We start from the raw sequence: 19,345 nt of genomic DNA on the forward strand, positions 1-19,345 counted from the left end.
TTAAACGAGCGCACCTATGAAAGTGAAGTTTGCTATTCCTGTTTTGTTACTGGTATCTCTGACAATCTTCTCCTGTAATAAAGACAAGGATACTACTCAACCCGAAGAAAATGGGCCAACAGGGTTGATGACCAAAATGACGCAGGGCCTTGTACCGGGGAATGATACGGTTTTTGTTTTCAACTATGATGCAAACAAGCGTATTAAAAGTGTTATCAACGTTTCTGACCGCGATACCTTCGAAGCCAGCTTTAATACTACCGGTCTTGTTATGACTATTGTTAGCAAAGGGCCAGGTTACCGGGGAACCAGAATTTACACCTTTAATACTAATAACCAGCTGCTGCAGGCTGAATTCGTGCCGCCGGCCGGTAACTTTAACAGCAGGTACACTTTTGAATATACCAATGGTGTGGTGTCAAAAAAGAGCTATTACTATGCTTCGGCAGGAAGTGAATTTAAATTGTCTTCATACACAACTTATGAGGTAACGAATGGCAATATCACCGGTACGAAAGAATACCTTGCGGAGGCCAATACGTTTGTGAGGGAGCTTAAGTTTACCTATAATAATGAGCCAAATGTTTTTCAGCCGATATGCTTATTTAATTGGATAGGCTATCTCGGAGCGGATGATATGGCGGATATAGAAATGTTCTTCAACAAGAACCTGATCACGGGAAAAACCAGGCTTGACCCCGGGTTTGAACCCGCAAGCAGTACTTATACTTATACTTACAACGACAAAAAGCAGCTCACGAAGCTTGTCGTGATTGCAGCAGACGGCTATATCGCTACCCGGCAATTTGAATATTAGTCTCTTCCCAAACTTTTTACCGGGTTGGCCAGGGCGGTTCTCAGTGATTGCAATCCTACCGTTAACACCGCCACTATCGCCATCACGGATCCTGTTGCTATAAAAGCCCACCAGGGAATATCAATGCGATAGGCAAAGCCCTGCAGCCATTGCTGCATAGCCAGCCAGGCAAGCGGAGTAGCTATGATGATGGCTGCTATTACTAAACGGATGAAGTCTTTTGTAAGCAGGTGAATAATGCCTGCAGCACTCGCGCCCAGCACTTTGCGGATGCCGATTTCTTTGGTGCGCCTGGTCACGCTGTAAGAAGTAAGGCCGAGCAAACCGAGGCAGGTGATGAAAATGGTAAAAAGGGAAAAGATATTTACAATTTCACCAAAGCGGCTGTCTGACTGATACTGCTGGTTGAACTGATCATCGGCGAACGAGTATTCGAAGGGGTGGGCATTGAAATAGCTCTTCCATTTCTTTTCGGCGGCAGTAATGATATTACTGACCCGGCGGGTGTCTGCTTTTATTACAAAAAGGTTGGTATTGCCTTCGTAAAAATAATGGATGACCGGTAGCAGGGATTCCTTCAACGAGCGCTGATGATAATCCTTTACAACACCTGTTACTTCGTACTGTTCGCCGTAAAACAAGATCTTACGGCCTATCGCTTCTTCCGGGGAGTTGAATCCTAATTTCCGGCTTGCCTCTTCGTTGATGATCACTTTGCTTTTATTAGGCGTGCCTGCTATAAAATTATTACCGGCTGCCATTTTTATGTTCATGGTGGCAATAAAGTCCGCATCAATGGGGTAGACATAGTAGTTATAGCTGGACGTTTGCTGTTGCCCTGCTATGTTTACACCGCTGGTGGTGGATAAACTGCTTAGTGGTAATCCCGGGATCGCACCGGCCAGTGAAACTTTTTTGACACCTGGCAGCTGTAGCAGCTCATTTTTAAACAGCAGGGTGCCGGTGCTATCGCTCTCAAGATCAGCGCCTCTTATGGCCAGTATACCATCCAGGTTCATGCCCAGGTCTTGATTGCGCAGGAAGTACAGTTGTTTTTGTACAATAATGGAGCTAACCAGTACGATACAGGCAATGGTAAACTGCCCTATTACAAGCGTTTTTCTCAATGCGCCTCCCTTTAGTGCGTTGGTGAAACTGCGGTTAAGGGCGCTGACCGCTTTTGCGGATGACAGCGCGAATGAGGGATACAGCCCCGATAACAAGCAGTTCAGCATAAACAGCAGTGCACAGCTGTTCCAGAAATAAAAGCTGCTGAAAATATGGATATTGGTAGGCAGGCCTGTCAGCCGGGTATAAAAAGGCAGGACCAGTTGTATGATCAGCAAGGCCAGCATGCATGCAAGCGCATTAATGATGATGGATTCTGTAAAGAACTGCCGTATCAACGTATACCTGGAAGCGCCGAGGATCTTTTTAATACTGGCTTCCTTTAAGCGTTCGGCAGACCTGGCGGTGGTAAGGTTCACATAATTGACGGTGCCTATGAGCAGGATCAGGAAAGCGACAATGAGTACGAATTGTACGGTCCTGGCATCTCCGTTCACCTCCGGTTCAAATGTTTTTTTGGAATGCAGGTGTATCTGTTTGATCGGCTCTGCGGTATACACCTTATCCTTTAACCTGCTTTGGGTGAAGATCTTCAGTTTGCGGTTAAAGGCTGTGAGATCAGTATTTGGCGCCATTTCCAGGTAGGTGTAATTATTATTGCCCTGCCAGGAATCGAGATTATAGCCAATGGCCTGCAAATAAGAAAATGGCACCAGCATGTCAATCTTCAGGTGCGTGTTAGGAGGCAGGTCTTTGATAATACCGGTTACGGTGACGGTCTTTCCTTTGATCGCGAGTGGTTTGCCTATCGGGTCTGCATTCCCAAAAAGTTTCCTGGCGGTGCTTTCCGTTAGTATGGCTTCCATGGCGCCTTTTAATGCCTTAGCAGGATCGCCCCGGATAAATTCATAATTGAAGATGGAAAAAACGGAGGGATCCGCAGCATATACCCGGTCCGTACGGATGGCGCTCCGGGGTGGGTTGGTGACCTCACATAAGTCCAGGCTTTGCATCCGCACAAAATCCTTTACTTCGGGCATTTGTTTTTTCAATGCAGGCCCCAGTGGAGGGTGTGTTTCACAATCTGTTACAACATACGCTCCGTCTTTATACAAATCCAGGGTGACCCTGTAGATATGATCCGCTTTATTGTAGAAGTGCTCATAACTATACTCAAACTTTGCATAGTTAATGATCAGCAAAAAAGCGGCAGCAGCCAGGGCTAGTCCTGAGATGTTGATGATGGAATAGAACCGGTCTTTCCACAGGTTACGCCAGGCGATCTTTAAATCATGGTGTTGCATATGCTATTGGAAAGATAACAAACGCACAGTCTTTATGCCAGAGAGGTATGTTGTTTATTTTCAGTTGTTTAGGAGATGGAAGGCAGGGGGTAAATGTTCACTTCCGGACGGGCATGTCCGTTTTCGTATTATTCAAACAGTTCCTGTTCTTCGGTATAATACGTCTTCCTTCCACCTACTGCCTTATGCAATATTTTACCGCCCGTAGGGCTTTCTGTTTTCTTTGGGTTATGGATCGCCATAAAATCCCTGACTTCCCCGCTGATTATATCAGGATGTTCTTTCAATATTTGCTTCTCTGCCTTTTGTAATACTTCTTTAATGGCTTTTGCGAGGGCTTTCACCTTAGCCTTCGGTATTTTATTGGCAGCAGAAAAAGGAGAGATGCCGGCTTCCCACAGGATCTCATCCGCATAAGCATTGCCAATGCCCCTGATGATCTGTTGGTCCAGCAGTACACTCTTCACAGCGGATTTGGTGGCGGAAAGCTGCTCTTCCAGGAAGGCGGCATTCATATCGGGCGACAAAGCATCTACCGTATCCCGTTCTTCGGGGTTGAGCGTAGGAGTGGCGGCCTTAAAACCGTCTGTCATCGCCAGCCCGGTATCATCGTCAAACAGCAGGGAAATGATGGTGTTTTTGTTGTTGTTCTTTTTTTCGAAAAGATGCAGTTGTCCCCGGAGCATCAGGTGCAGGCCCAGCACCTGGCCATTGCCGAATTCGAAATGCAGCTCTTTGCCTACGCGCTCTACTTTCTTCAGCTCCTGTTCTTCCAGGCTTTTCTGCAATGTTTTAACAGGGACATTCAGCTTTTTGCTGGTGGGCACGCTTACTGCTTTTACTGTTTTGCCTTTGAGCAATTTGCTCAGGTTACGGCTAAATACCTGCAGATCGGGCAGTTCAGGCATGACGTTGTTATTTGTTATACCAATTTAGGATTTCCTGGCCAATGGCCTTCACAAATTTCTTGTCCGTATTTGTGTCTATTTTCCATCCGCTTTTCAGGTAGCGGATGATGCCTACCTGTTCATCATTGAGGATGACATCCAGCTTCGTGCAAACGCCATCTAAACAGGTTTGTGTAATGGGAATAGCTTCGCCTTTATACTCCTTCCCATTATATTCGAATTCAACGGGAATGGGCTCTTTTTCCAGCTGAGTGATCAGCTCCTGGAGAAAGGCTACCAGGTGCTTACGCTGCGTTTTGGCGCTTACGCTCCACTTATCGGTATCGGCCCGTTTGTGTGCCAGCTTAAGCTTGAGGCCGGTCATAGAGGTGGTGTAATCGTCCGCATTGAGCTTGCGCACATTCTGATGCGCCAGTATGTACCAGTGATAAGCAGTGCCTACGGGAACGCCTGATCCCTCCGGCGCCTTGCCGGCCCTGCGTTTGGTAACGGCATAAGAAAGCTCCCATAGATCGGGTGTTATCTTCGTTTCGTGCCATTCTCCTTTATCGTAATACCATTTATGGCTTTTACCTACTTTCATGCCGGTGTACCGTTGTCCTTCAAACTCCTTGAACTGGTTGTAGGTAACGGACAGGTCTTTCATGGCCTCCTTTTTCTTTTTCTTCGCAGGCACTTTTTCTGTGGCCGTTGCTTTCTTTGCACTTTTCTTTGTGGTGACCTTCGTCTTGCTAGCTGTTGCCATATGAATAGTTTTAACCGTTTTTATTGGGTATATGCTTCCACAGTTCCCTTATCAAAGCAGTAAAGGAACCTGCTTTCGGTATGGAAGATAGGATCAACGGACATGGGCGTACCGGTGGTTTCGTCAATGGTGCTGCCCCCGTTGTGCATCTCCACCATTTTGCGGATATCAGGTGTAGCATTCCAGTTATCGGAGCTGAATACGGTAAAACGGACGCTGTCCTGTTCATGGTCTACTTCTTCTACCCGTACCACAAAATTGAAGGGGCCGTACTTACGTTCCAGCTCATCAATAGCGATACTGTTCACCTGGTATAATTCTCCCGGATTCAATTGCATACAGTTTCTTTTAGGTATTGTGCCTCAAAGGTTGTGCCGGGGTGGGTACAACTATTCCTATTTTGCTGTATTTTAGATCATTATGATCTACCGTTTAGGGCTGCTTGCCTTCTTAGCCGTTACACAATTTGCGTCCTGTAGCTCACGCCGTTTCCCCGATGAATTAAAGCGCCGTATCCAGGATACGCTTGCAAAGCATCCGGGCGTTTTTGCGGTGGCATTCAGGGATCTTGCCACAGGAGAGGAAATACTGATCAACGAAAGAACCGGTTTTCATGCCGCCAGTACGATGAAAGTGCCGGTGATGATCGAAGTATATAAGCAGGCAGCTGCGGGAAGATTTGCCCTGTCAGATTCGATTCTCATCAGGAATAGCTTCCGCAGCATCGTGGATAGCAGTGAGTTCACGCTGGATCCCAACGACGATAGTGAGCAAAGCTTGTATCAGCAGACAGGGTCCAAACAGCCTTTGTCATACCTGGTGTACAATATGATCATCCGGAGCAGCAATTTGGCTACCAACATGGTAATAGAACTGGTGAACGCCCGTAACGTTACACAAACCATGCGCGATTTGGGTGCCCGGGATATACAGGTGTTGCGCGGCGTGGAAGACAACAAGGCCTTTGAGAAAGGACTGAATAATACGACGACAGCTTATGACCTGATGCTGATCTTTGAAAAGATAGCACAAGGCAAAGCGGTGGATTCCGCAGCTTCAAAGGAGATGATCAGAATTTTGCTGGATCAGCAGTTCAATGATGTGATCCCGGGCCGCTTGCCTAAGGAGGTGAAGGTGGCGCATAAAACAGGAGAGATCAGCGGGGTAAGACATGATGCGGGGATTGTTTTTTTACCGGATGGGAGGAAGTATGTGCTGGTGCTGTTGTCTAAGGAGTTAAAGGATGTACCGGCGGCGGTGAAGGCAATGGCGGAAGTGTCGGAGATGGTTTATGATTACATGGAGAAGAAAGGATAATTTTGAAGACGCTGAAAAGATTGCTTCGTCGCCCTGCCCACAGCCCTCTACAGCTCCTCGCAATGACGCGACTTAAGTAGACTGTCCTATACTGTGCGCAATGATGCGACTTCAGTAAACTGTCCTATACTGTGCTATACCAGCCTACTTTTTTGTATTGTATATTGCTTTCCTGAGATATTCCAGTTATGAAAAAATCCTTGATAGCCATCTGCTTATTAGCCGGTATTTTCTTTGCAGACACTTTGCGTGGCCAGTCAAAAGCCACCTGGATATGGTATCCCGGAGATTATGAGATCTGGCTGGGCAATAAAATGCAGAACAGGCGGACAGAGCGCGGCGCCTTTTATCCTCCCTTCTGGCGCCTGGACAATCACTATGTGCTGATGAACTTCCACAAGTCATTTGAGCTGCCCGCTGGAGAAGAAGTGAAGATCTACGCTGAAGGTGAATATAACGTGAAGCTGGATAGTAAAATGCTGCCGGGCCGCCCTGCGAGGCTTAATATCCCCGCAGGCAAACACCGCATAGATATAAAAGTATATAGTCTTGATAAAGTGCCTGCCGTGTATGTACAGGGCCGCACGCTTGTCTCAGATTCCTCCTGGAAAGTGACCTATGAGGATAAAGAATGGATAGATGAAACGGGTAATGTGGCCGCTCAGACAGGCACTCCCTGGCTGTTTGCGGGCTCCTGGAATTTTAATGATCCTCAGGCTCCGCCGTCTGCTTTTAAACTGGCGGTAGAACCGCATGGCCCTGCAAAGATCACGCGCGGCGCAGGAACGCTGACCATTGATTTTGGCAAGGAAACCTTCGGCTTTGTTAAGCTGCATGGCCTCAAAGGCAATGGTCCTGTAAACATCTACTACGGCGAATCTCCCGAAGAAGCTAAGGATACCGCTTACTGCGAAACACTCGACAGGCTGACGGTGAACAATATACCCGCTACTGATTCTGTATTACCAAATTCCAGGGCATTCCGCTATGTGCACATACAATATAATCCAGGTGTGAGCATAGACTCTGTGTCTATGTTGTATGAATTCCTGCCCGTGGCCAACCGCGGTAAGTTCCGCTGTTCAGATGAAGAGCTTAACAAGATCTGGGATGTTGCTGCATACACCCTTCACCTGAATACAAGGGAGTTTTTTATTGACGGTATCAAACGCGATAGATGGATCTGGTCCGGCGATGCTTACCAGAGCTTTCTCATGAACTATTACCTGTTCTTTGATTCGCCTTCCGTATCAAGAACACTGATGGCGCTGAGAGGGAAAGACCCGGTGAGCAGCCATATCAACACGATCATGGATTATACCCTTTACTGGTTTATGGGTATCTATGATTATTATCTCTACACAGGAGATGAAAATTTCATCCGACAGTATTATCCCCGCATGCAAAGCCTGATCGATTACTGCCTGCAACGCCGTAACAGCAACGGCCTGCTGGAAGGATTGCCCGGCGATTGGGTATTCATCGACTGGGCAGAAGGACTCAGCAAAAAGGGAGAGCTGAGCTTTGAGCAGCTCTTGTTCTGCCGCAGCCTGGAGACCATGGCGCTCTGTGCAGACCTGGTAAAAGATAACAAAGGCGCCGCGCAGTATAAGCAGCTGGCAGGAGATCTTCGCTCCAAACTATTCAGCATTTACTGGAATGAACAAAACCAGGCATTGGTGCACAGCCGCGTGAACGGCCAGCCTACCGATAATGTAACCCGCTATGCGAACATGTTCGCCATCTTTTTTGATTACCTGAACCAGCAGCAAAAGCAGGGCGTAAAACAGCATGTATTGCTGAATGACCAGGTACAGCAGATCACCACGCCTTATATGCGCTTCTACGAGCTGGAAGCTTTATGCGCGATGGGAGAGCAGGCCTATGTGCTGAAGGAAATGAAAAGCTACTGGGGAGATATGCTGCGCCTGGGCGCCACCTCTTTCTGGGAAGTGTATAATCCCAAAGAAAAAGGCACGCAACACCTGGCCATGTATGGCCGTCCCTATGGCCGTAGTTTATGTCATGCCTGGGGCGCCAGTCCCATTTACCTGCTGGGTAAATATTACCTGGGTGTAAAGCCTACTTCAGCAGCTTACCAGACCTACTTAGTAGAACCCGTTTTAGGCGGATTACAGTGGATGGAAGGCAGCGTGCCCACTCCCACCGGGGATATACAGCTGTACTGCAGCACAAAGCAGATCAGGATCACCGGCGCCGCTGGCACCGGTACCCTGCGCTTCAGCAGCACGACAAAGCCTGTATGCGCAGCAGGCGCCATCAGCGACAAAGGAAATGGCAGGTATGAACTGCAGATCGAAAAAGGAAAGACTTACGAAATAAAGTATAATAGCAAAGGATAAGCTTATCCTCCAAATACATCCTTTAACGCTTTTTTGGCGGCATGATAGCCACACATGCCGTGTACACCGCCACCCGGCGGGGTAGAAGACGAACAGATGTAAATACCCTTTGCAGACGTTTTGTAAGGCGACCAGCGTAATGCAGGCCGGGTATACAATTGCCCGATGTCGATGATCCCGCCGTTAATATCGCCACCGATATAATTCGGGTTATAGGCCTCTATCTGCGCCGTATTCATCGTATGTTTCGCGAGTATCAGCTTTTTGAAGCCAGGCGCTACCCCCTCTACCTGCTGTTCGATGATCGCTGTCATATCTGCCTTCGATCCGTGCGGCACATGGCAGTAAGCCCAGGCGGTATGCTTACCTTCCGGCGCGCGGGAATGATCAAACAGGCTTTGCTGTGCCAGCAGTACGAAAGGTTTTTTCGGGTGAAGGCCCCTATAGGAGGCCAGCTCGTCTGCTGCGATCTCTTCCAGCGTATTGCCCAGGTGAACCGTACCTGCTTGTCTGCAGGCAGGCGCAGTAAAGGGAATAGGCCCATCCAGCGCCCAGTCTATTTTGAAAACACCCATGCCATACCGGTAACGTTGTAGCTGCCACTTATAGAACGAAGAGAAGCGATCGCCGGCGATCTCCAGGAGCTGACGCGGCGTTACATCAAAGATCAATGCGCGGGCAGCAGGCAGCTGGCTTAATGTACGTATATACGTGCCTGTTTCAATCTTTCCGCCGATAGATACAAAGTAAGCTGCCAGTGCATTGGCGATAGCAACAGAACCGCCTTTGGGAACGGGCCAGCCCTGCGCATGAGCAGACGCCAGTAGTACCAGGCCAATAGCAGAAGAGGTGAGATTGCTCAGGGGCTGTATAGCATGTGCCGCCATACCTGCCCATAAGGCCCTGGCCTGTGGCGTGTGAAAGCGTTTAGCCAGGTGCATGGCAGAGGTCAGCGCATCCAGTCCAAAACGGGCCATGATCAGCGGATGTTTCGGGAAACGCAGTGGCCCCAGTATATCAGGTATTAAGGATGAGAAGCCCGCTACTACAGGCCGCATCAGCCGGAGGTAAGTATTGGCATCGCTGCCTAATGAAAGGGCTGTTTCTTCAAGCGACTTCTTTAACACAGCGGCACTGCCGTCGTCCAGCGGATGTGCTGCCGCTACTTCGGGATAGATCAGCTCCAGCCCGTGCTGCGCTAAAGGTAATGAACTAAGGAAAGGAGAGATGGCTGCCATGGGGTGGACGGCAGAACATACGTCATGCAGAAAGCCAGGCAGTGTCAGCTCTGCTGTGCGCAGCCCGCCGCCGATGGTATCTTTCCCCTCTATCAGCAATACTGATAGTCCGGCCTGTTGCAGCGTAATGGCTGCCGACAGCCCATTGGGCCCCGAGCCGATCACTACTGCATCAAAGTCTTGTTGCATCATTCAAGGTAAATATTTTTTGCCGTTCTGTTGTATTACTTCCATTTTTCGGGGCGGAACAACACCTTCCCGTCGCGCAGTATCACCCAGGCGGTAACGGGGTTCAGGTGATAGCCGCCCATATCTGCGCCTCTGGCAGCGATCAGCTGTTGCAGGGTAGGCTGTGTATAGCCGCTTTCATCAGTGACGCGGCTCATGATCGCGGTAGTGTCGCCATTCCATTGCCAGAGATAACGGAAGGCGGTATGGGCCTTGTCCAGCACAGGTTCCTGTAAACGGGCGGGATGCCAGTTTTTACCGTTGTCTGTACTGATCTCCACTTTTGCAATTTTGCCCCAGCCGCTCCAGGCAATGCCCCTGATCTCTATCCAGCCTTTTTCCACCCGCTGCGGAAAGGCAGGGTAGGTGATAATGGAGCGGGCATCCATTTCAAAGCTGAATTGCCGGATCCTGTCCTTTACAGGATAGGTGTATTTGGAGGTCTCCTCCCGGGTCATGTAGGGCTGATCTGAGAGCTCGATGCGGCGCAGCCACTTTATGCTGGTATTGCCTTCCCAGCCGGGCAGGAACAGCCGCGCAGGATATCCTTGCTCGGGACGGATGGCTTCACCGTTCTGTGCGTAGACGATCATGGCATCGTCCAGGCCTTTTTTTACAGGAATGCTGCGTGTCATCACGGCGGCATCACCACCTTCTGCCAGGAACCAGCTGGCTTTGCGCTGTACGCCCACTTCGCGGAAAAGGGTGGAGAGCATCACACCTGTCCATTCGCTCTGGCTGGTGAGCCCACAGATTTCCTGCGGTGTAAGCGTTTCCTTGCTGCCCCTGAAATTGCCGGAGCATTCCAGGAAGCAGATCCTTGACACAGCAGGGAAGCGTTTCAGGTCAGCCAGTGTGAATACCATCGGCTTGTCTACCATGCCGTGGATCAGCAGCTCGTATTTATGCGGGTCAATAGCCGGTACACCGCCATGATGCCTTTCATAGTGCAGGTCAGATGGGGTAATGGTCCCGTAGAGGTCCTGCAGTGGTGTACGGGATGAAATGTCTGATGCTTTCTTAACCGGATGTTCAAATGGAGAGCGGGTACCTACCTCGCCTGGAGGAGGCCCCAGGATCTTTGTTGGATCGGCTGTAAGCAGCGCTGATTCGGGAATGGCGGCCTGGATCATCTTCCCGTAAGAGGATTTGAACAGTACCACTGCTGCGGTGGCGGCCCCTCCCAGCAATGTGCGCCGGCTGATCTTCTTTTTGTTCATGCTGGTAGCTGTTTAACGTATCTGCGGTCCGCTGGTACGATCGTCTGGAATGAATAGCCGTTTTGCAGGCATCACTACTTCAGGCAAACTGCGTGCGTTCATGACTGTTTCTTCGTCAATGATCCTGTTAGCGAATAGCAGGTAAGCAGTCAAGCCGTATACTTCATCCGCTGTTAACGTGCCGGGTGCATTATAGGGCATGGTTCTCCGTACATAGTCGAAGATGGTAGTGGCATAGGGCCAGTAATTACCGATGGTCTTCAGCTTGCGGTAATCTGTTCCTGCGCTGTCATTCATGAGCGCCGGGCCAGGCAGTTTGGCGTCCATGGGCTCTGCGCCGGTGCCATGACAGGCAGCGCATTTAGCCATGTAAACAGGTTTACCGCTACGCGCGTTGCCCGCGCCTGTAGGGAGACCTTTACCATCCGGCCGTACATCAATATCCCAGGCGCTTATCTCAGCAGAAGTGGCCGGCCGCCCGATATGGAAGCTAGCCGGCCAGGCGGAAGTGTCTCTTGTGCTTTGATTGCAGGCGATAATTATAATACACGCAAATGTCAAAGTTGTTAATCTCATTACAGTCTAATATTTTCCCGCATCCAGTGTGCTGGGGGTGACCCGGTAAGGACGGTCTATACGATCCAATACAATATGAATGGAATCTTTATTTTCATCGATGCCGTTCAACACCACATGTGAGCCATCTGTTGTTTCATAGTGCAGGATCATCTTTTTCCGCTTTTCATTTTTGGGTTGAGTAGCAAACTCGCGGTCGCGGCGGGCAGTCCACACACGCTGATCTATCATATGATTTTCATCACCGATATGCGCCCAGGCGCTGGCAGGAATAAACGGTTCTTCTGTGCCCGCTTTATTCGCGGCTGTTTTTTTATCCGCTGCCAGGCCGTTGTTCAGGCGGTAGTTCTGATCGCCGCCAACACCGGCTACCCGGTTACGGCGGTCAGGAACTGGTTTGTATTTATCCTGCAGGTAAAGCACGTGATCAATGGTGTCTGCATAATAATGGAATACGCGTTGTCCGCCGCCTGTACCGGTGAGCTCAAAAGTGCGGTTAATATCGCGCATGGGGTCACCACCACCATTGCTCAGGTCAATGAAGGTGGCGCGGTTCACGCGGTAGGTGAGCGAAGTCCATTTTTCAAAAGTGACCTGTTGCCAACGTACACTGTCCAGCGGGTTATAAGGTAATACCTGGTTATTGATGCGGAATTCCGTTACGCGATAATTGCCTCTCAGTGTGCGAACGCCCGCGGTAGAAGGTTGTTTGTAGGGATCATACCAATAGTTGACCAGCTGCAGGTAATACAGCACACCAAGGAATAAAATGATCACTCCTGACTTCAATGCAATGCGTGTGTATTGCAGCCATTTTTTAAATACCGGGAAATAATAAACAGGCACTGTCAGGCGCTGCCGGATCAGCAGGCTGTATAGCTTGGGAATGTCCTGTACCAGGAGGAAAGCGCCCAGCAATACAAAATAAGAGCTGTATACATGCACACCGCCATCATAGGCAAAGTTTACGTACACAATATCGCCCAATGCGCCTACCAGCAGCGCTGCACCCAATGTAGTGGTCTTGCGGAAGAACAGCAATGTGCCCGCGGCTACTTCTACAATACCTGCAAATACCTGGTACCAGGGCACAATACCGATGATCAGCCAGTAGATCTTCTGGGCAGAGAAGTCGCCGAAATTGGTGTTCAGCAATCCCAGTGAAGGGAAAGGCATCTGCACGGGCAGCAGTTTGGTGAAGCCGAAGCCGATGATACCAATACCTGCGCGGTAACGCACAATCACCCTTAACCAGTAATACAGGCTATTATATTGCTGTGCAGGTTGTGGGCGACGGCTGTCAATAAAGGTCCACAACAGGCCGCCTGCTATGGCTGCGAGCAGGGTAATGACCCAGTTGGCATACCCGTATAGCGGGCTGCCAAATAGCGTGTTGCCAAAGAAGTTGATACCCGAACCAAAGCGGGCAATGTCATAAAGATCACGATAATGCAGGCGTGTCCAGTCGATGCTGAAAACATGCTGGTACCACTCCGCATTGTTGGGAATGGAGATCGCCACGAAGAAGATAAAGGCAATACGGAAAGCGATCTTTTGATATGCTTTCCACACAGGCGATGCCCCTGTTGTAACTGCCTGGCGTTCTTCCCGCGTAGTGTGCACTTCGGGGATAGCCTGTGCGGTGGAGGTGATGGTAGACATAACAATATTTTTTGATGGTGGCATTATAATTTTATGGACCTGCTCCGGCCTTTGTTCGCTACTTCTTCCAGCAGGTATTTTTTATTGATCCTGTCCAGCACTGCATATATGGAATCATTACGCTGATTGGCGCCAGACAGTACGATAGTAGAATCATTGGGCCTTTCATAGCGCAGCACCCACTGTTCTTCGCGATGATGCTTATTACGGTTCTGCAGGGTCAGTAAGTGGCGTGCAGTATCTGCCTGGTAGCTGTAGTAATGCCGGGCAGCAACACCTTCCAGTTCAAAGGTCCTGTCATGGTCTGCTGTGTAAATATGATCGGTATTGGTGGAGTCCAGCACTACCGGGCGGTTGGAGCGTATACTGATGGTAGACCATTTTTCAAAGACCACATCCTGCCAGCGGATACTGTCTGTATCACTGTAAGGTAATACCTGCCTGTTGATCCGGAACTCCCGCACGTTGTAGATGCCACTGGCCTTTGCTAACCCCGGTGTGCGGGGGTACTGGTAAGGATCATGATGAGCTGCGGCATATACCTGTGCACCATAGAATCCTGCAAAGAAGATCCATACAAAGGTTTTGAGCGCCAGCCTGCCGGTTTTCAGCCAGGGCTGTGTGAATACAGGCTTGTAGGCATCAGGCGCAGTGGGACGGCCAAAGGCCAGCAAATTCACAAGCCTCGGCACATCATGTGCAAACAGCGCCAGTGCGATCAATACCAGGAAGAAACTATATACCGCTTCACCGCCTCCATAGGCCAGGTTAGACATGAACACATTACCGGTGAACAATAGCACGATGAAGGCGCCAATGCTGACCGTTTTGCGGTTCAGCAGCAATACGGCCGCCAGTATCTCTACCAGGCCCAGGAAGGTTTCATAGCCGGGAACGATGCCGAGGCTCAGGGAAAATAGTTTCCATTCGTTAAAGTCACCGTAAGGTGTATTTAAGTTACTGATAGAAGGATAGGGCGATTGCAGCGGGAAGAACTTGATCAGGCCATAGGCCAGCAATGCGATGGCCAGGCGGTACCGCAATAGTACGCGCAGCCAGTAATACAATGCGTCGTTGCTGATCTGATGGTCTTTTTTCTTCTCCAGGTAGGTCCACAGTAGCGCGCCAATGGCCGCTATCAAAAGATAAATGCCCCAGTCTGTAAAACGGGGAGCATCTCCCAGGCGTGGCAGATAATGCGCCAGCTGAAAGATGCCGCTGTAGTGGAACCCGTTAACGGAGAACAGGTCGCGATAAAACTTCCAGTCCAGCGGCACTACCTGAATGAGGAAGAAAATAAAGATCAAACGGAGCGGGTAGATGGTCCTTGTCATGATACATGTTTTTATAATGAGGTTTAGTATCCATGATTCTGTTCAAGCGATAGATCGTTCAATACCTCTGCGGCAGGGATGGGCATCACATACCTGTCAGGATTGGTAAGGCCCAGCACAGCGGCAGCGCGTTTTGTTCTTACCAGGTCAAACCAGCGATGCGGTTCAAAGGCAAACTCTATCTTTCTTTCGTTTTCTATCGCCAGTAATATATCAGCTGGGGTAGTAGCTTCGCTGGGAGCAAGGCCTGCCCTGCTGCGTACGGCGTTCAGATCACTCAGCGCACCTGTAAGGTTACCCAGCTGTGCGCGCGCTTCCGCCCTGATCAGGTATTCTTCTGCTATGCGGATCACATAGGAAGGGTCTGTGGCAGGGTTGGGACGGTAATACAGGTTGCCGTACCATAAGCCGGCAGATGTTTTGGCCACGAGTGCACTGCGGTTACCGCCGATAGCAGGGTTGTTCACCAGTGCTATAAAGGCATCATTGGGCGCCCACTGACGGGTACCATTGTTGGCAGGAGGTTGCCAACTGTTGCGATGCGTATTTGGATAGGTAGTGCTGTAAGAAAGCTCGAATACAGATTCTGTTGTTGCTACCACGCCGTTGGCAAAGAATGCACTGTAAGGCTGCACGAGTTTATAGTTAGCTGAATCGGCAATCACTTTAGTGGCATAGTTCTCTGCGTCTGCCCATTGTTCCTGGTACAGGTGATACCTGGCACGCAGCGCCCAAACGGTTTTGCGGGTAGCCCTGTAGCGGTTGGTAGTAGCAGGTAGCAGGGAGTCGGCCGCTACCAGATCGCTTAATACCTGCGCATAGGTTTGCGGCAGGGTGCTGCGCCTGATATTGTATTTATCTCCTGCAGTAACAGTTGGCGTAAGCGTGATCTGTACACCACCCCAGGTACGTGCGAGGTCAAAATAGGCCAGCGCTCTCACGAAATAACCTTCGCCCGTGAACTGGTTCTTTAATGCGCTGGTCAGCAGCGGATCAGTAACACTAGGTACTTTGGTGATGATATGGTTGGCCCGGTTAATGGCTGCGTAAATGGCAGACCAGGCACTGGCCACGTTGGCATTGTCTGCTCTTACATTATGGCTGATGAACTGCTGGATGATGGATTGAGAACCCGTCCATTGAATGTTATCGCCGGAGAGATAGCCGATAGACTGGAAAGTGGTGCCATAATAGCCATCGGCTGATACGGCGCGGTACAGGCCTCTTACAGCTGTTTCTGCAGAAGCCTTGTCGATGATCACGGGAGAGCTCTCGTCAGAAACGGCGTCCTCCGGGGCCACATCCAGAAATTTGTTGCAGGAGAGCAGCGAGGCGCCTGCCAATAGTATAAATATGTATTTACGTGTGCGCATGTTATTTATTTAGGTGGATGTATTAAAGCGTTACATTAATGCCGAACTGCACGGTCCTCGGTTGCGGCGGCGTTCCCAGGTCAAGTCCCTGCACGTTCTGCGAGGCGGTCACGTTAGACTCGGGATCGGGGCCGGAGTATTTCTTCAGGATGAGTAGGTTGCTGCCAATGAAGTAAACACGAACGGTCTGGAAGCCGGCTCTTTTGGTAAGGTCCCTGGGAATGGTGTATCCAAACGAGAGTGAGCTGAGTTTCAGAAAAGAGCCATCTTCCAGGAAGCGGCTGTTCTGTTCCAGCGTATAGTTGTTGCCGTAGGCAGTGAGCCTGGGTACGTCGGTGATGTCGCCAGGTTTTTGCCAGCGCTTCAGCTGGTTGGCGAACAATACGCGGTTGGCATCGCGGGTACCGCCACCTTCACCGAAAAAGCGGTTCAGGTTATACACATCATTACCGTACTGGAAGCTGAAGGCCAGGCCCAGGTCAAAGCCGCGGTAAGTGAAATTATTGCTGATGCCGCCAAAGAATTTGGGAATAGCGCTGCCCATGATCTGCCTGTCGGCCACCGTGATCTGGCCATCCTTGTTCACATCCTCAAACACCGCATTACCGGTTTGCGGGTCTACATACAGCTGTTTGTATAACCAGAAGGAGTACATCGAGTATCCCTGCTGCAGCCTTACCCAATCCCTGTTATAGTAAGTAACAGGCACTGGCAGCGATACGATCTTGTTATCATTACCGGAGATATTAAAATTGGTTTGCCAGGTAAAGTGTTTGTTACGGATATTGAAGGTATTGATGGCCACTTCGTATCCCCTGTTGCGGATCTCTCCTGCATTGGCATAGTAGCTGTTAAAACCGGAGATGGCGTTCACGGGTAATTGGAGGAGCGCGTCTGTGGTATTCTTTTGGTAGAGGTTAACTTCTATGCCTATACGGTCATTCAGCAATCCGAGGTCAGCGCCTACATTCACCTGGCTGGTCTTTTCCCATTTCAGGTCTGGATTAGACAGCTGCTGGGGATAGATGCCTGGCTGGTCGCTACCTGCTGTATTATCCGGATAGCCGGTGCCGCCAGACCATAGACCTTTGGAAGCAAAGTTGGTGATGCCATTCTGGTTGCCTGTCAGGCCATAGCTCGCGCGCAGTTTCAGGTCGCTGATCAGGTCTGACTCTTTCAGGAAGCTTTCCTCTTTCAATCGCCAGGCGGCGCCGATGGCCGGGAAATAACCAAACTGGTGGTTGGCGCCGAAACGGGAGGAGCCATCTGCACGGATAGAAAACTCCACAAAGTATTTGTTGGCATAATTATAATCCACTCTCCCGAAGAAGGAGGCGAGGTTAGCTTTAGTGGATGTTTGTGAAGAGGTGCGGGTGGCCGCAGCTGAGATCAGTTTGAACGCATTGCTGGGAAAACCTGTGCCCTGCGCAGCCGTAGTGGTTTGCTTGTTGCCCTGTAAGGTATTACCGATCAACACGCCGAAGGTATGGTTCGTTGCCAGCGTGGTGCGATAGGATAATGTTTGTTCATTGATCCAGGTAGTGTTCTGCGTGAGTGCAGAAGTGGCCAGGCCATTGGTTGGACTGGCGCCCAGCTGGGTAAGGTTGTTCCAGTACTCTGATTCATCATAGTGATTGTAATCCAGGCTCCAGCTGGTACGGAATTTCAGGTTGGGAATGATCTCCGCCTCTGCGTATATATTGCCGATATAACGGAGGCTGGTGGTGTTTACGTCATAGTTATTGATCAGCACATCCAGGTTGTCAAATCCTGCCCAGCGGGCTGGTGTGCCGTCGGCATTTACTTCCGGCAGGTAAGTGGGTGTGTGCAGTGCTGATTGTAAGAGGCCGCCCTGGGGGCCATCACCAGCCCTGGCCTGGTTGCGTTTGGTGCGGTAGATGCTGTTACTGGTACCTACCTGGATCTTATCGCCTATCTTCTGATCAAGGTTGATCTTCAGGCTGGCGCGGTCGAAGTTAATGGGCCGGATATCTGCTTCCTGTTGTGAAAAGCCTGCGCCGATATAGTATTTATTGGTAGAAGTCCCTCCCTGTAAAGCGAGATTATAATTATGCAGCAAACCGGTGCGAAACAGCTTGTGTAAACGGTCGTAGGTCTGTTGTTCTTCCGGCAAGCCTCTGCCTCCTGCTGCTGTTGAGCGGAAAGGTACTTTGGCGTATTTCGTAATGCCTGCCTGATCTCCCGCCGCAGTGGCGTCTGCCAGTGAATTGCTATAGAACTCATTGACCAGTGCTGCGTGTTCTGGTCCGGTGGTAAGGTCCCACAGCTGCGGCGCCCATGCCCAGCCATGAGAAGTGTTGAAGCTAACAGTAGGTTTCATGGCGTATTTACCGCGTTTGGTAGTGATGATCACCACGCCGTTGGCGCCGCGAGAACCATAGATCGCCGTGGCGCTGGCGTCTTTCAGCACTTCAATGCTTTCTATATCGGCCGGGTTGATGTCTGCGATGGGAGAGGTGGCACGGCCACCGGTGCTTACTGTCTGCAGGCTGGTGTTGTTGATGAAAACACCATCTACTACATACAGCGGATCATTACTGGCGTTAATGGAAGTGGCGCCGCGTACGCGGATGAAGACACCGTCGCCTGGCGTACCGGTGTTAGAGTTGATCTGCACGCCGGCTGCTTTACCCTGTAGCTGGGCATCTACCCCCGCCTGCGGAATATCTTTGATGTCTGCGGCATTTACTTTTGAAATGGAGCTGATCAGGCTCTTACGCTGCTGTGTGCCATAGCCCACTACCACTACGTCGTTCAGCTGTGTATTGGCGGCAGTAAGGCCCAGCACGATGCCGGTGCGCTGGTTCACTGTGATCTCTGCCTGTTTGTAACCGATGTAGGATACCTGGAAGGTAATGGGCAGCCGCTGGCCTGTTAGGAAATTAAACGCTCCTTTATCATTGGTAAGGCCGTCGTGTGTTGTGTTCTTGAGATGAATGGTAGCCCCGGCTAAGGGTGCTTTGGTTTGTGCGTCAATTACTACTCCCGATAGTGTGATGTTACTGTTCTGGTCCTGCGCATAGGTGGTAAGTGAGAGCAATGCAAGCCCCCACAAGATGGCAATCTTCATTATATTTGTATTGGTAATAAAATAATAAGGCAGGCAGCCGTTGCGTTTGCAACGGCGCCATCTTAGCTGAGCCTTGTTTTGACCAACCGGGATTGCTGCAA

Annotated in this window: 14 protein-coding genes; 3 read left to right on the forward strand and 11 right to left on the reverse strand. The window is 50.1% G+C overall.

The genetic code is table 11. From position 1 onward, the window contains the following. The first annotated feature begins 16 nt into the window (after nt 1-16). Nucleotides 17-817 (forward strand): hypothetical protein, encoded by an 801-nt coding sequence (locus ACR9Y8_RS21190; RefSeq protein ID WP_481215251.1) that lies wholly within the window; start codon nt 17-19, stop codon nt 815-817. Here the strand turns inward: ACR9Y8_RS21190 and ACR9Y8_RS21195 are convergent. The 4 genes from ACR9Y8_RS21195 to ACR9Y8_RS21210 form a co-directional block, all read right to left on the reverse strand. Beyond that, nucleotides 814-3,189 carry an ABC transporter permease gene (locus ACR9Y8_RS21195; RefSeq protein WP_481215252.1) on the reverse strand — a complete coding sequence of 792 codons (2,376 nt, stop codon included), beginning with the start codon at nt 3,187-3,189 and terminating at the stop codon, nt 814-816. The genes ACR9Y8_RS21190 and ACR9Y8_RS21195 overlap by 4 nt on opposite strands. Before the next feature lie 128 nt (nt 3,190-3,317). Further along, the gene (locus ACR9Y8_RS21200) at nt 3,318-4,097 is read right to left on the reverse strand and encodes a DNA-formamidopyrimidine glycosylase family protein (RefSeq protein WP_481215253.1); all 780 of its coding nucleotides are present in this window, start codon (nt 4,095-4,097) and stop codon (nt 3,318-3,320) included. A 7-nt stretch (nt 4,098-4,104) separates the two neighbouring features. Beyond that, nucleotides 4,105-4,842, reverse strand: coding sequence for a hypothetical protein (locus tag ACR9Y8_RS21205; protein ID WP_481215254.1), 738 nt, complete (start codon nt 4,840-4,842; stop codon nt 4,105-4,107). 20 nt (nt 4,843-4,862) lie between these two features. Next, nucleotides 4,863-5,180, reverse strand: coding sequence for a hypothetical protein (locus ACR9Y8_RS21210; protein ID WP_481215255.1), 318 nt, complete (start codon nt 5,178-5,180; stop codon nt 4,863-4,865). An 82-nt stretch (nt 5,181-5,262) separates the two neighbouring features. Here ACR9Y8_RS21210 and ACR9Y8_RS21215 point away from each other — a divergent pair, with 82 nt between their 5' ends. Continuing rightward, the gene (locus ACR9Y8_RS21215) at nt 5,263-6,159 is read left to right on the forward strand and encodes a serine hydrolase (RefSeq protein ID WP_481215256.1); all 897 of its coding nucleotides are present in this window, start codon (nt 5,263-5,265) and stop codon (nt 6,157-6,159) included. Between the two features lie 188 nt (nt 6,160-6,347). Beyond that, nucleotides 6,348-8,522 (forward strand): alpha-L-rhamnosidase-related protein, encoded by a 2,175-nt coding sequence (locus ACR9Y8_RS21220; RefSeq protein ID WP_481215257.1) that lies wholly within the window; start codon nt 6,348-6,350, stop codon nt 8,520-8,522. A 2-nt stretch (nt 8,523-8,524) separates the two neighbouring features. Here the strand turns inward: ACR9Y8_RS21220 and ACR9Y8_RS21225 are convergent, their stop codons facing one another. Genes ACR9Y8_RS21225 through ACR9Y8_RS21255 form a run of 7 tightly spaced genes read right to left on the reverse strand, consistent with a single transcriptional unit; the run spans nt 8,525 to nt 19,244 of the window. Beyond that, nucleotides 8,525-9,952 carry a phytoene desaturase family protein gene (locus ACR9Y8_RS21225; RefSeq protein ID WP_481215258.1) on the reverse strand — a complete coding sequence of 476 codons (1,428 nt, stop codon included), beginning with the start codon at nt 9,950-9,952 and terminating at the stop codon, nt 8,525-8,527. A gap of 32 nt (nt 9,953-9,984) precedes the next feature. Beyond that, nucleotides 9,985-11,208 carry a sulfite dehydrogenase gene (gene soxC, locus ACR9Y8_RS21230; RefSeq protein WP_481215259.1) on the reverse strand — a complete coding sequence of 408 codons (1,224 nt, stop codon included), beginning with the start codon at nt 11,206-11,208 and terminating at the stop codon, nt 9,985-9,987. 12 nt (nt 11,209-11,220) lie between these two features. After that, nucleotides 11,221-11,784: a c-type cytochrome gene (locus ACR9Y8_RS21235; protein ID WP_481215260.1), complete on the reverse strand. Its 564-nt coding sequence runs from the start codon at nt 11,782-11,784 to the stop codon at nt 11,221-11,223. A 6-nt stretch (nt 11,785-11,790) separates the two neighbouring features. Beyond that, nucleotides 11,791-13,446: an MFS transporter gene (locus ACR9Y8_RS21240; protein ID WP_481215261.1), complete on the reverse strand. Its 1,656-nt coding sequence runs from the start codon at nt 13,444-13,446 to the stop codon at nt 11,791-11,793. A 23-nt stretch (nt 13,447-13,469) separates the two neighbouring features. After that, nucleotides 13,470-14,780, reverse strand: a complete 1,311-nt coding sequence (locus tag ACR9Y8_RS21245; protein WP_481215262.1) for a DoxX family protein — start codon at nt 14,778-14,780, stop codon at nt 13,470-13,472. A 23-nt stretch (nt 14,781-14,803) separates the two neighbouring features. Further along, nucleotides 14,804-16,153: a RagB/SusD family nutrient uptake outer membrane protein gene (locus ACR9Y8_RS21250; RefSeq protein ID WP_481215263.1), complete on the reverse strand. Its 1,350-nt coding sequence runs from the start codon at nt 16,151-16,153 to the stop codon at nt 14,804-14,806. 22 nt (nt 16,154-16,175) lie between these two features. Continuing rightward, nucleotides 16,176-19,244 (reverse strand): SusC/RagA family TonB-linked outer membrane protein, encoded by a 3,069-nt coding sequence (locus ACR9Y8_RS21255; RefSeq protein ID WP_481215264.1) that lies wholly within the window; start codon nt 19,242-19,244, stop codon nt 16,176-16,178. Nucleotides 19,245-19,345: the final 101 nt, after the last annotated feature.

The organism is Chitinophaga sp. SVR4-12A (assembly GCF_056754765.1).